Source organism: Marilutibacter aestuarii (assembly GCF_006546775.1).
GTDB classification, from domain to species: domain Bacteria; phylum Pseudomonadota; class Gammaproteobacteria; order Xanthomonadales; family Xanthomonadaceae; genus Marilutibacter; species Marilutibacter aestuarii.
Genome location: NZ_VICE01000046.1, coordinates 1 through 12627, shown reverse-complemented (window position 1 = coordinate 12627; position 12627 = coordinate 1). Strand labels below are relative to the sequence as shown.

General features: G+C 69.9%; 8 protein-coding genes. 1 reads left to right on the top strand and 7 read right to left on the bottom strand.

Features of this window, described 5'->3' with window-relative positions:
* Nucleotides 1–1015 precede the first annotated feature (1015 nt).
* Both rpoH and FKV25_RS04730 read right to left on the bottom strand, forming a co-directional pair.
* Nucleotides 1016–1891 (bottom strand): RNA polymerase sigma factor RpoH, encoded by an 876-nt coding sequence (gene rpoH, locus FKV25_RS04735; protein WP_141517651.1) that lies wholly within the window; start codon nucleotides 1889–1891, stop codon nucleotides 1016–1018.
* A gap of 385 nt (nucleotides 1892–2276) precedes the next feature.
* Nucleotides 2277–4382: a S8 family serine peptidase gene (locus FKV25_RS04730; RefSeq protein WP_141517650.1), complete on the bottom strand. Its 2106-nt coding sequence runs from the start codon at nucleotides 4380–4382 to the stop codon at nucleotides 2277–2279.
* Nucleotides 4383–4863: 481 nt separating this feature from the next.
* On the opposite strand from FKV25_RS04730, the gene FKV25_RS04725 reads away from it, so the two are divergent.
* A complete protein-coding gene (locus tag FKV25_RS04725) occupies nucleotides 4864–7614 on the top strand; it encodes a winged helix-turn-helix domain-containing protein (protein WP_170218534.1) in 2751 nt (916 codons plus the stop codon).
* 87 nt (nucleotides 7615–7701) lie between these two features.
* On the opposite strand, the gene FKV25_RS04720 is transcribed toward FKV25_RS04725, so the two are convergent.
* From FKV25_RS04720 to ftsE, 5 genes are all read right to left on the bottom strand, one after another.
* On the bottom strand, nucleotides 7702–9258 hold the full coding sequence (locus FKV25_RS04720; protein WP_170218532.1) for a phospholipase D family protein: 1557 nt from the start codon (nucleotides 9256–9258) through the stop codon (nucleotides 7702–7704).
* Between the two features lie 93 nt (nucleotides 9259–9351).
* Entirely contained in the window at nucleotides 9352–10044 is a 693-nt protein-coding gene (ung, locus tag FKV25_RS04715) for a uracil-DNA glycosylase (RefSeq protein WP_211345372.1), read from the bottom strand.
* 5 nt (nucleotides 10045–10049) lie between these two features.
* Nucleotides 10050–10847 (bottom strand): response regulator, encoded by a 798-nt coding sequence (locus FKV25_RS04710; RefSeq protein WP_141517653.1) that lies wholly within the window; start codon nucleotides 10845–10847, stop codon nucleotides 10050–10052.
* Between the two features lie 76 nt (nucleotides 10848–10923).
* Nucleotides 10924–11883 (bottom strand): permease-like cell division protein FtsX, encoded by a 960-nt coding sequence (gene ftsX, locus FKV25_RS04705; RefSeq protein ID WP_141517646.1) that lies wholly within the window; start codon nucleotides 11881–11883, stop codon nucleotides 10924–10926.
* On the bottom strand, nucleotides 11880–12566 hold the full coding sequence (ftsE, locus tag FKV25_RS04700) for a cell division ATP-binding protein FtsE (protein ID WP_141517645.1): 687 nt from the start codon (nucleotides 12564–12566) through the stop codon (nucleotides 11880–11882). The genes ftsX and ftsE overlap by 4 nt, the downstream gene beginning before the upstream one ends.
* Between the last annotated feature and the right edge of the window lie 61 nt (nucleotides 12567–12627).

The following is a 12627-nucleotide window of genomic DNA, read 5'->3' as shown; positions in this document are numbered from 1 at the left end:
TGGGGAATGGGGAATGGGGAATGGGGAATGGGGAATGGGGAATGGGGAATGGGGAATGGGGAATGGGGAATGGGGAATGGGGAATGGGGAATGGGAGTACAACACGCGTCGACGAAAATGGCCCTCTGAGCGGGCGTTTTTCGGCTCTTCTCCCAGACGAGGGAGAGTGGCGAAAGACCGGCAGTTCCACCCCTGCCCAGCGAACGCCGGGATCCAGCTTTTGCGTTCGATCCCGCTCCGTAGGATGGGTTGTGCGAAGCAGAACCCATCGTGCGTCGGGCCGGCAGCGGCGACGGTGGGTTTCGCCTTCGGCTCTACCCACCCTACGGCCCTACCCACCAGACGGTGAGTCCGCAACCGCATCTTGGCCGGTAGCCCACAAGCCGTCACCCCAGCGAACGCTGGGGCCCAGCTTTCCCTTGCCGGGACCCCGGGTGCGCTTCGCTTACCCGGGCTACGCGGCGCGTTGCCGTTGCCGTTGCTCTTGACCTTCGCGACTTTGAGGCCGCCGAGCACCGCAGGCCGTGGCGGCCGGAGTGGCGCCCTTGTCCGGGCGAAGCAAGTTTGGGCGCCGTGCCGCCACGGCCGAGGCGCACAGGGCACCGGTGCGGCGTAGCCGGACCGGCGGCCGATGGAGCCGGCGGTTTTGGTTCCTTTTGACAAGACAAAAGGAACCCGCCCAAAGGGCGGAAGCCTTTGACGTCGCCCTCCACATTTCGAAGCAAGGCCCATCATGCGTCGTGGCCAATCCATGGTGGGTATCGCCTTCGGCTCGACCCACCCTACGGTCCCTGGAATTCCACACCCTCGTAGGATGGGTAGCGCGAAGCAAAACCCATCGCTCGTCGTGGCCGTCAGCCAAGGTGGGTATCGCCTTCGGCTCGACCCGTCCTACCGCTGCCTGCGCCACGCCCGGATCATCCTGGGGGAAAGCGGGAACAGGCGTAGAACGCACCCCACGAAAAAGGCCCGCTGGGCGGGCCTTTTCCTCAAATCACCAATTCCCCATCACCCATCAGGCAGCAAACAGCGCCCGCATCTTCTTCAGGGCATTGGCCTCGATCTGGCGGATGCGCTCGGCGGACACACCGTACTCGTCGGCCAGTTCCTGCAGGGTGATCTTGCCTTCGCCATCGAGCCAGCGACGCTTGACGATGTCGCGCGAGCGCTCGTCGAGGTTCGACAGGCCTTCGCGCAGCAGGGCCAGCTGGTTGTCTTCCTCGTCCTCGCGCTCGTACAGCTGCGAGGGATCTTCCTCCGCGGCCCGCAGGTAGGCGGCGGGCGACGGCGGTGCGCGCTCCTCGTCCTCGTTCGCCGGCGCATCGAAACCGATGTCGCGGCCGGACAGGCGCGACTCCATTTCCAGCACTTCGCGCTCGGAGACGTTGAGGTCCTTGGCCACGGCGCTGACCTCGGCGGCGTTGAGCCAGCCCAGGCGCTTCTTGCTCTTGCGAAGGTTGAAGAACAGCTTGCGCTGCGCCTTGGTCGTCGCGACCTTGACGATGCGCCAGTTCTTGAGGATGAACTCGTGCATCTCCGCGCGGATCCAGTGCACCGCGAAGCTCACCAGGCGCACGCCCTGGTCGGGATCGAAACGCTTGACCGCCTTCATCAGGCCGATGTTGCCTTCCTGGATGAGGTCGCCCAGCGGCAGGCCGTAGCCGTTGTAGCCGCGCGCGACGTGCACGACGAAGCGCAGGTGCGAGTGCACCAGTTCGCGGGCGGCATCGAGGTCCTCGTCCTGGTGGAAGCGACGGGCCAGCGATTGCTCCTCTTCCTGGCTCAACACCGGGATCTGGTACACGGCGCCGATGTAGGCGTCGAGCGACCCCAGTGCGTTGGGCACCGGCAGGTTGTTGGGGATCAGGGCGGTGGAGGCAGTCTGGGTCATGGCAGTCATCTTAGCAGTCACGTTATATGACTGCTAAGCCGGCAATAAGTTCATAGCGTTGCAACTTTGGAACGACATGACCCGTTCAGGTTGAGCCGTGCCATGTGCGGATCGTCGTCCGGACCGCTTCTCCCGATCCGCGGCGCACCGGGCCCCGGGCACAGGCCGCTCGCACCCACGTGCCCGACCCCGGCGATTGTCGCCTCGCGCACCGTACCGGAGACCGCGAGGCGAGGGGGAAGGTTCCCCGGGAGCGGGACCGCCGGGTGACTTGAATGCATCGCTGGCCGGTCCGGGCCCCGGCGCTGCCGATGGCCCGATCGCCCCCGGGGGCGGCAATGCCCCCGGGGATGCACCACGACCGACGCCGTGCTGCCCGACTGCCTCAGAAGCGGATGCTCCAATTGTTGATGTAGCCGGTGTCGTTGACCGCGTTGTCGGTCACGCGCAGCCTCCACGCGCCGTTCTTCGACTCGCTGGACAGGTCGAGGTAGGCCGTGCCGATGACGTTGTCGGCGCCGTCGAAGAAGCTGTAGTTCTTGAGCAGGTAGGCCGACCCGTCCGGCGCGACCAGCTCGACCTTCAGGTCGCCGCGGTAGGTATGGCGGATATCCACCGAGACCGGCACGAAGCCCGGCGCATTACCCGTCCTGCCGGTCACGTTGATCACGCTCTGGGCAACGCTGTTGTCACTGATCTGGATGTCGACGGGGTTGCTGTAGGTCTGCACTACGTCGCCCAGCCCGCCATCAGTGACGGTCACTTGAGAGGACGTGCTCGCGCTGGCGCCGTCGTCGTCGGTGACGGTGAGGGTGACGGTATAGGTACCGGCGGCGGCATAGGTCCGGCTCGGGCCGCTCGCGGTCGAGGTGCCGCCGTCGCCGAAGGTCCAGCTGCGCGAAACGATCGAGCCGTCGCTGTCGCTTGACGCGTCGCTGAAGGTCACCGTCAACCCATTGATGCTCGACGTGAACTGGGCAGTCGGGGGGGTGTTCGCGGGCGGCGTGCCGCCAGCGACGGCCAGGACTGCCGCCTGGGCGTCGACCAGGCCGGGTCCGCAGCCGCCGGGGCACTTGGCCGCCGGGATCGGTCGGGCCGTATCGGCCAGGATCTGGCGGACCTGCTCGGGCGTCCGGGGGGTGCTGGCGGCGGCCTGCATCAGGGCGATGATGCCCGCGACGTGCGGGGTCGCCATCGAGGTGCCCTGGTAATAGGCATAACCGCCGCCATCGAGCGTGGACAGGATGCCCTCCGAGGTGTGGTTCTGCGCGCATTTGCCCGAGGTCGACTCGCCGAGCGGCAGGAACTCGGTGTTGGGCGAGCAGGTCTCGCCGCCTGGAGCGGTGATGTCGATGCTGTCGCCCCAGGACGAGAACCAGGAACGATTGCCACTGATGTCGCTGGCGGCGACGGAGATCACGCCGTTGCAGCCAGCGGGCGAGGCGCCGGCGACATCGATGTTGCTGTTGCCGGCCGCGGCGACCACCACGCTGCCATTGGCGAGGGCCAGGTCGACGGCGTCCTGGTACGCGGGTGTTTCGCTGCAGGCCTGGTTGCCGCCCAGCGACAGATTGATGACCTCGGCGGGGTTCGGGTTGGTGGGCGCACCGGCGACCGCGCCACCCGAGGCCCAGATGATGCCGTCGGCGATATCGGAGGTGACGCCCACGCCGCCCACGCCCATCACGCGCACCGGCACGACCCGGGCGCCGTGCGCCACGCCCGCCACGCCGATGCCGTTGTTGGTGACGGCGGCGATGGTGCCGGCCACATGGGTGCCGTGGATCGAGCCCGCCGAATCGGCATCGGTGGGGTCGGCGTCGCGACCGTCGCCGTCGTTGCTGCTGCCGCAGTTGCTGGGCAGGCCGGCGAAGATGCAGCCCAGGCCCAGGCCCGAAGTAGAAGCCACCATGTCGTAACCCGGGAGCACGTTCGCGTCCAGGTCGGGGTGCGCGACGATGCCGCTGTCGACCACCGCGACCACGACGCCGTTGCCATTGGTGGTATCCCATGCGCCGGCGACGTTGGCGCCCACGGCGCTGTTCTTGTAGTGCCACTGCTCGTCGTAACGCGGATCGTTCGGCGTGGCGAGGGTTCGCACCATGTAGTCGGGCTGCACGTACTCGACGTTCGGGTCGGCCGCGATCTGCCGCATCAGGGCGTTGGCTTCGACACGGTCCAGCGCCTTGCCGGCGCGCACCACGTCCGCGCCCACGGCCATGCGACGGAAGTGGCTGAGCCCGGCGCCGTTGCCCCTGAGCGCACCCAGGGTCCGGTTCGCCCTGCCGAGGGCGCGCCGAGCGCCATCGACACTGCCCCGGGCTTCGCTGCCCTCACGGTACTTGACGATGAACTGGTTGAAGGTCTGCTGCGGCTGGGCGGCTGGAATCGCCGCGACTTCCGCCGCAGTCGCGGCTCCATGGGCAAGGATGCTGGCCGTGAACAGGGCAAGCAGGTGGGGGCGCATGGCGATCTTGGATCCTACGGACATGGGTGGCTCCTGGTGATGGATGGACGACCGGTACGTGAATTGACAACCGGCATGGCGCCGGGGCCCACGACGCGCCGGACCGCCCCCCCGGGGCGGGACGCGACCGGCGATGGCGTCGCGAGGTGCCGATCCGCACACGGTCGCCGCGGGGCACGCGGCCCGGCGCAACGACGGCTGCCTCGACCCTGCCGTGCTCGCCGGCCTGGCCTCCGCGGTGGATCCGCACATGTCCCGTGTAGGGGGCCGGCGTGCGTCCAGACCTCGTTCGAGACATCATTTTTTTGTCATTTCCCGGCATTCGCGGCCGAAAAAGTGAGTGTCGTCACGCTTCCGCGCCTCTCCGTGGCGGCCTGCTCCCGGCGGGATCGCCATGCTGCCCGGGGCCTCTCGGTCGCTTTACACTGCTTTCATCCCGGGCGAGGGCCGGATACGGCGCGCCCGGAATGCGGACCGAACGACGAGGGCCCTTGTGACGACCCCCATGACCCCTCCCTGGCCCGACGAGGCGCGCTACCTGCAGATGGGTGACGTGGTCGTCGACCTGTGGCAGCGCCGCCTTCGGGTCGAGGGCGTGGAAGAAGAGATCCCACAGCGCGTCTTCGACCTGCTGGTGTTGTTCATGGCCGAACCCGGGGTGTTGCACTCGCGCACGGCGCTTTTCGAAAGACTGTGGCCGAAGACCATCGTCGAGGATGCCAACCTGACGCAGAACATCTGGCTGCTGCGCCGGGCGCTTGGCGAACCCCGCAAGCACTGGGTGCGCACGGTGTCCAAGGGCGGCTACTGCTTCGAGCCTCCCACACCGGTCCAGGTGATCGAGGCCACTGAACTGGCGCCGGCCATCCCTGCCGTCGGCCCCGGCGCTCCAGGCGACGCTGCCCGGCCGCATCGCCGGGCCCGGCTGGCGGGCGCCTTGCTGCTGGTGGCGGTCCTGTTGGCCGGTGCCGCCTGGTGGTGGCGCGCTCCCGACGAAGGCCAGGCGCTCCCTCCGCCGGCACCGGAACGGGTGGCCGTCGCGCTGATCGAGGTCAATGACGCCGGCGGAGATACGCGCTGGCCGGCCGTGCTCCTGCACCAGTGGCTGGAGTGGAAGCTGGACGGCCTGCCGGAAGTGTCGTTGCTCACCGAGGCCGACCTCGCCACGGGGACCGATGCGACGCCGCCGGTGGTGGTATTCCTGTCTGCGGGGCCGGTCGCCGATGACCCCGGTCGCCTGCGCCTGCAGGCGCGGTTCGAGGAAGACGGGCGCATACAGCGCCTGGAGGCCGAGGGCGAGGCCAGCGGCGTCCCGGGGATGGCCCAGGCCCTGTCCGAGCAACTCATGGGTCGGCTCGTGCCGGCACGCCGCGCCTCCTGGCCGCCCCTGCAACTCGATGCCGGATCCGCGAAAGAGTACGCCGCCGGCATCGCCGCGTACCGGAAGCGCGACTGGATGCGGGCGGCCCCGATCCTCCGCGATGTCACCCGGCGGTCACCGCGTTTCGGCCTCGCCCACCTGCAACTGGCCCGCGCCCTCTCGCACCTGTCGGACCAGCGCGGCGCACGCATGCACATCAGGCTCGCCCGCGAATTGCTGCAACCCGCTCCTGTCGAGGTGCTCGTGGCGCTCGATGCCCAGGTCCTGGCCACGCAACCGGAACGAGCCGCCGACGCCGCCGTGTCCCTGGCGCGACTGGCCCGGCAGTACCCGTCCAAGCCCGAATTCATCCTGCAGCAATCGGCCATGGAATTCGCCGCCCGGCCGCAACGTGCCCTGGCGACGCTCCAGTCCCACGACTGGACCGCGGAGCCGCTGGAGATCCGCCTGCGCCATCACTTGCAGCTCGCCAGCGTCCACCGGGCGCTGGGCGACCTGGAACGCGCACGCACCGAGGCTGCGACCGCGGCTGCGCAAGCCAGTGCCGCCGGCGCGAACTGGGAGATGGAGCACGCACTGGCGCTGGTGGAGGGCGGTCGCACGGCGGTCGCCCAGAGCCGGAACGACGCGGCGGTCGCGGCGTTCAGGCAGGCCGCTGACCTGTTCTCGAAAGCCGGCAACCAGACCGGAACGCTGTATGCGCGGTTCATGGCCTCGAACGCCAGCGGTGCACGGGCAAGCGAGATGGACGTCCTGCTGGCCAAGGCGCGCGCGGGAGGCAATCGTCGGCTGGAGATGGAAATCCTGTTGCGCGAAGCCGCACGCCACCACACGCTCGGGGAAATGGACGCCTATCGGCGCCGGATGCGCGAGGTGGTGGCGTCGGCCGAAGCCGCCGGCGACCGGTTGCGGCGCGACCAGTTCGAACTGCTCCTGCTGGCCGAGGACATCCTGGCGGTCGACCTCGCCAACGCCCGCCAACGCCTGGGAAGACTCCAGGACGCGAACCTGGAAGGTCGTCCCGGCTTGTATGTCGTGCAGATGGACGTCGACATGCGCGTGCTGGACGGCGATCTCGGCGGCGCGATGAACGCCCTGGAGCGGGCCACGCGCGCGGTTGCGCCGACGCCCGGAGTACCGGGAGCGGAGGCGCTACTGGCGCAACTGGCGTGCACGCGCGCTGCGATCGAGCTGGAACTGGGCCGACTGCCCGAGGCACGCCAGAGCTGGACCACCTGCGCCTCGTCCAGCGAAATCGGCGCCCAGACGTGGGCGTTGATCGGGCGTTCGGAGACCGAATGGCTCGCCGGCGACACCGACCAGGCACGCGCCCTGCGCGATCGCGCAGCCGCCGCGGTCGAGGCGGGGCCGGGCGGTCCCGATGGCTGGAGCCGGCAACTTTCCCTGGCCGGGCTGTACCTGCGCTCGGGAGAGGGTGAAACGGCCGCCAAGATCGCGCAGGGCGTCCTGGAGCGGGTCCGCGGGACCGGCTACCGCTTGCGCGAAGCGCACGCGACCCTCGTGCTGGCCGAGGCCGCGGCCCTGCGAGGCGACTGGCCCGGCGCCCGCCAGCATGCCGACGAAGTCCGCGCCCTGCTGCCACAGACCGGATGGCCGCTGCGATGGCGTGCCGACCTCCTGGATGCAATGGCGGCTGCGGCCTTCGGCGAGCGCGACGCAGCGGCGTCCATCGCGGCCAGGCTGCATGCCGATGCTTCCGCGAAGGGCGACGTGCTGGCACTGCTGGCTTTGCATGCGCGGCTCCCCGGCCTGGAACCGTCGGACTGCACCCGGGCGCACCGCGAAGCGCTGGTTGCCCGCAGCGGCTTGCGCGGTGCCTCGCACGACCCGTTCACCGCCGCCGCCAGGCCCTGAGCCGGACGCCGGGATGTACGCGGGCGCCCGCATCGGCGGTCCCTTGCAACCCATGCCTTTCCGGCGGCGGCGGTCCCCAGTGCGGGTCTACAACAGGGTCTCGATCGGCAGCCAGCGCGCCAGGCGGGCCTGGAAACGGCGCCCGAAGCTGGCATCGGGCTCCTTGTCGAAGCGTTCGCTGCCGTCGCTCCAGCGCAGGTCGCCATCCTCGAGCGTGACCTCCCAGGCGGACGCCGGCGCGGTCATGGCCTGGAACAGCGCCGCGACCTGGGCGGCGATGACCGGATCGTCCACCAGGATGCCCTGCTCGCAATTGAGCGAGACCGAACGCGGGTCCAGGTTGAACGAGCCGACGAAGGCGATCTCGTCATCGATGACCGCGGCCTTGCTGTGCAGGCTGGCACCGGAGGAACCGAACATGCTGATCCCGTCCTTGCCGTCGCCGCTTCGCTCGGGCTTGAGCTCCCACAGGGCGACGCCGCCCTCCAGCAGGTCCTTGCGGTAGGCCGAGTAGCCGCCGTGCACCGCGGCCACGTCGTTGGCCGCCAGCGAATTGGTCAGGATGCGTACCTTGCGCCCCTGTTCGACGAGCCCGACCAGCTGCGCGGTCCCGCTGTCGCCGGGCACGAAGTATGGCGAGATCAGCACGACGTCGTCGCGTGCCTCGCCCACGGCCCGGGTCAGGCCATGCAGCACCGCGGAGGTTTCCAGCGCCGTCGCCTTGTGGGTCGCCTTGTCCGGCGCGTCGCTGAGCACCTGCCAGCGGGTCGTCCACTGCATGGGCAGGGCCATGGCCTTGGCCGCGGCCACCGCATCGTGACCCTCCATGGCCCGGATGTAGGGGGTCTGCCGGGCCTCGACGGCGTAGGCCTGGGCGCGTCGGCGCAGGTCGTCGAGCGCCTCGGTGGACACGGCTTCGGGACTGAGCGATTCGATCGGCCAGACCTGGTCGGAGTTCCAGTAGCGATCGAACGACGCGCTCAGCTCCTCCACCGCCGGGCCGACGAAGGCCAGGTCGAGGTCGTTGAAGTTGACGTGTTCGCTGGCCGAGAAGTACTCGTCGCCGATATTGCGGCCGCCGGCGATGGCAAAGCGGTTGTCGACGATCCAGCTCTTGTTGTGCATCCGGTGGTTGATCCGCGAGAAGCTGGTGAGGCCTTCCATCGCCTTGCCGAAGAGGCCCTGGCGGGAGGCGAAGGGGTTGAACAGGCGCACGCTGATGTTGGGGTGCGCGGCCAGCGCGGCGATCGCGAAGTTCTTGGCCCGTGCGTCCATGTCGTCGAGCAGCACGCGCACGCGCACGCCGCGGTCGGCGGCCTCGATCAGCTCGAGCGCAAGCAGGCGCCCGGTCAGGTCGTCGTGCCAGATGTAGTACTGCACGTCGAGGCTGCGCTCGGCCGCGCGTCCGGACAGGCCGCGCAAGGCGAAGGCCTCCACGCCGTCGGCGACCAGATGGAAGCCCGACTGCCCGGGCCGGGCCTCGAGCGCCGGGCCCACGACCCGGTCGAGCCGGGTGTCGCCGGCAGCCGGCAGGACGGCCGTCGCCGGCCCCTCCGGTCGCGGCGGCAGGTTCGAACAGCCCAGCAGGACGAACAGCAGTGCGGCGAGCACCAGGGTGCCCACGCCGGTCAACGTCACTTTCATCTTCCACCCCATGCTGGCCAGACCCGGATTCGAGCGAGACGATCCCGGCCCATCATCCTTGTCCCCGGCCACGGGCGCAAAGGGGCGGGCACCTCAGGCCGCGGGCGGCAGGGTCCAGTCGATGGCGCCGCGGCCCTGGCGGACCAGGTAGTCGTTGGCCGCGGAGAAGTGACCGCAGCCGATGAAGCCACGGTGGGCGGACAGCGGCGAGGGGTGCGGCGCCTTCAGCACGCGGTGCCGGCGCGGGTCGATCACCTTGCCCTTGGCCTGCGCGTAGCTGCCCCAGAGCAGGAACACGAGGCCTTCGCGCTCGCGGTTCAGGGTGTCGACCACGTGGTCGGTGAAGCCTTCCCAGCCCTTGCCCTGGTGGCTGCCGGCGCGGCCGGACTCCACCGTCAGCACGGCGTTGAGCAACAGCACGCCCCGTTCCGCCCACGGCATCAGGTGGCCGTGGCGCGGCGGCGCGATGCCCAGGTCGCGCTGCTGCTCCTTGTAGATGTTCGCCAGCGAGGGCGGTACCGGCACGCCGGGCTGCACCGAGAAGCACAGGCCATGGGCCTGCCCGGGACCGTGGTAGGGGTCCTGGCCGAGGACGACGACCTTGACCGCATCGAACGGCGTGGCGTCGAAGGCGGCGAAGATCTGGGGGCCCCGCGGATGGATCGTGGCCCCGGCGGCCCTGCGTTCGCGCAGGAAGGCCGACAGCGCCTGCATGTCGTCGCGCAGCAGGTAGTCGCCGACCCGCGCCTTCCAGCTGGCCTCCAGGCGGACGTTCGCCTCGCCCACGGGACTCAGGAGGCGTCCATCGCCGCCTGCTCGGGCAGGCGCGCCAGGCGCAGCTGGAACAGGGTCTTGGTGATCAGCAGGCGCTCTTCGATCGGCTTGAGGACCAAGTCGTTGGCGCCCTGCCGCAGCAGCTTGCTCTGGTTGTCCTTGTTGTCGTCGCCGGTCATCACCAGCACCGGCAGGCGGCGCTTGCCGTAGCGGAAATCCTCGCGCAGGCGCTGCAGCAGGTCCATGCCGCTGAGCTCCCCCTTCAGGTAGACGTCGGTCAGGACGAGGTCGGCGCCGGGGTCCTCGTCGCCACGCTGGGCTTCGAGGTATTCGAGCGCTTCCTCGACCCCGATGAAGTGCATGACCTTGACGCCGTGGCGCTCGAGCATGCGCTTGGTCGCCAGCGCGACCACCTTGCTGTCCTCGACGTAGAGCACGCGCGCGTCGGGGATGGCCTCGGGCTGCACGTAGCCCAGGATGAAGGCCGCCAGCGCTTCGTGGCCCAGCGCCTTGTCGAAATAGTCGGTGACGTCCTCGGTGAACTGGCGCGACTCGAGGTGGCTCTGCGCCGAACCCGACACCACGATCACCGGCACGTAGGCCTGCCCCGCGGCATCGCGGACGCTGCGGGCGAGCGCGACGCCGTCGCCATCGGGCAGCACCAGCGCAGTGGTGACCAGATTCACCGGCGCCTCGGCCAACGCATCACGCGCTTCGGCGATGCTGCCGCAGGACACGACCTCGACGCGCTCCACCGAGCGCCGCAGGGTGTCGCCGATCAGCTTGCGCACCAGCTTCGAGCCGTCCACCACCATGATCCTCGGCGCGTCCTGGCTGACATGGCGGAGCTTGTCCTGTGATTCGGTCACGACGTGGCACTCATCTTCTGCATCAGGTATCGGTGGCGCGGGTCTGCCGCAGGGTCTGTCCGGTCACCAGGCCGGCCCCCAGCCAACCCAGCGCGCCCGCCCCCACGACCACGAGGGCCGCATGCGACAGGCTGAAGCCCTGCAGCGTGAAGTCGCTGCCATAGCTCTGCGCCAGCGCCAGCAGCGGCGGCCGCAGCGACCAGTCGACGGCCGTCAGCACCGCCAGCGCGACGGCCCCGGCCAGCACACCGTAACAGGCGCCGAGGTAGAGGAACGGCCGGCGGATGAATCCGTCGGTCGCCCCGAGCTGCTGCAGCACGCTGATTTCCTCGCGGCGCTGCTGGATGTCCAGCCGCACCGTGTTGCCGACCACGAGCAGGGCGCCCACCCCGAGCAGGACCGCCAGCGCCCAGGCGAAACGGGTGCCGAAGCGCAGCCAGCCGTCCAGGCGCTCGCGCCAGGCGGCGTCGTGCTGGACCACGTCGGCCTCGGGCAGGCCGCGGAGCGTGTCGGCCAGGGCCAGCTCGTCGCCCGCCGGGGAGACCACCAGCAGGCTGGGCAGCGGGTTCTCGCCGATCACCTGCAGGGCCTCGTCCAGGCCGCTGGCGCCACGCAACGAGGCCAGGCCCTGTTCGGGCGTGCGCACGTCCACGCTGGCCACGTCCGCGCGGGCCTGCAGCTCGCCGGCCAGCGCGCGGGCGCGGTCGACGTCGATCCCCGGCTTGAGGAAGAGGTCGATGCGGCGGGCCTCCTGGACGTCGCCCACGAAGCGCTCGGCATTGCCGAGCATGACCCACAGGCCGAGCGGCAGGGCCAGGGCCACGGCCATCACGCCGATGGTCAGCAGCGCGGCCCAGGGCTTGGCGGCCAGCCGGCCGAGGCTCGCGACCAGGCTGAAGACGTGGTGGTCCAGCCACGCAGCCAGTCGCGAGGGCCGGCGCGTCACGGGCGTATTGGCCGGAACCTGCTTGCGCGCGTTCATTCGGCGAGGTCCTCCGGCCGGATGTCGTCCACCAGGCGGCCCTGGTTGAGCACCAGCACGCGCTTGCGCATGCGCTTGACCAGGGCCAGGTCATGGCTGGCGATCATGACGCTGGTGCCGCGCTCGGGCAGCGACTCGAACAGGGCCATGATCTCGGCCGACAGGGTCGGGTCGAGGTTGCCGGTGGGCTCATCGGCGACCAGCAGGCGCGGCTCGGCGATGATCGCCCGGGCAATGCCGACGCGTTGCTGCTCGCCGGCGGAGAGCTGGCCCGGCAGGGCGCCGGCGCGGTCGCCCAGGCCGACCCGGTCGAGCACGCTGCGCACCCGCTTGCCGGTATCGGCGCGACGCTCGCCGCGCAGCACCAGCGGCAGGCCGACGTTGTCGGCGACGCTGCGGTCGGTCAGCAGGCGGTGGTCCTGGAAGACCACGCCGACCTCGCGCCGGTGCAGGGCCACGCGTCGTCCGCGCACCTTGAGCAGGTTGCGGTCGCCGAACAGCACCGCGCCGCGGCTGGGCCGCTCGGACAGGTGGATCAGCTTCAGCAGGGTGCTCTTGCCGGCGCCGGAGTGGCCGGTGACGAACAGCATCTCGCCCGCCCCGACCTCGAAGCTGACTTCGCTGAGCGCCTCGCGCCCACTGGCATACCGCTTGCTGACGTTGTCGAAGCGCAGGACGCTCATCGATCACCCGGTCGCATGGAGGAGTCCACGCACTGCCGCCCAGTATCGACGCCGCGGACCG

What these genes read in the sequence shown, in the direction of transcription:
- rpoH (WP_141517651.1), bottom strand. Translation starts at nt 1,891, where the DNA reads ATGACCCAGACTGCCTCCACCGCCCTGATCCCCAACAACCTGCCGGTG.
- FKV25_RS04730 (WP_141517650.1), bottom strand. Translation starts at nt 4,382, where the DNA reads ATGTCCGTAGGATCCAAGATCGCCATGCGCCCCCACCTGCTTGCCCTG.
- FKV25_RS04725 (WP_170218534.1), top strand. Translation starts at nt 4,864, where the DNA reads ATGACCCCTCCCTGGCCCGACGAGGCGCGCTACCTGCAGATGGGTGAC.
- FKV25_RS04720 (WP_170218532.1), bottom strand. Translation starts at nt 9,258, where the DNA reads ATGAAAGTGACGTTGACCGGCGTGGGCACCCTGGTGCTCGCCGCACTG.
- FKV25_RS04710 (WP_141517653.1), bottom strand. Translation starts at nt 10,847, where the DNA reads ATGGTGGTGGACGGCTCGAAGCTGGTGCGCAAGCTGATCGGCGACACC.
- ftsX (WP_141517646.1), bottom strand. Translation starts at nt 11,883, where the DNA reads ATGAACGCGCGCAAGCAGGTTCCGGCCAATACGCCCGTGACGCGCCGG.
- ftsE (WP_141517645.1), bottom strand. Translation starts at nt 12,566, where the DNA reads ATGAGCGTCCTGCGCTTCGACAACGTCAGCAAGCGGTATGCCAGTGGG.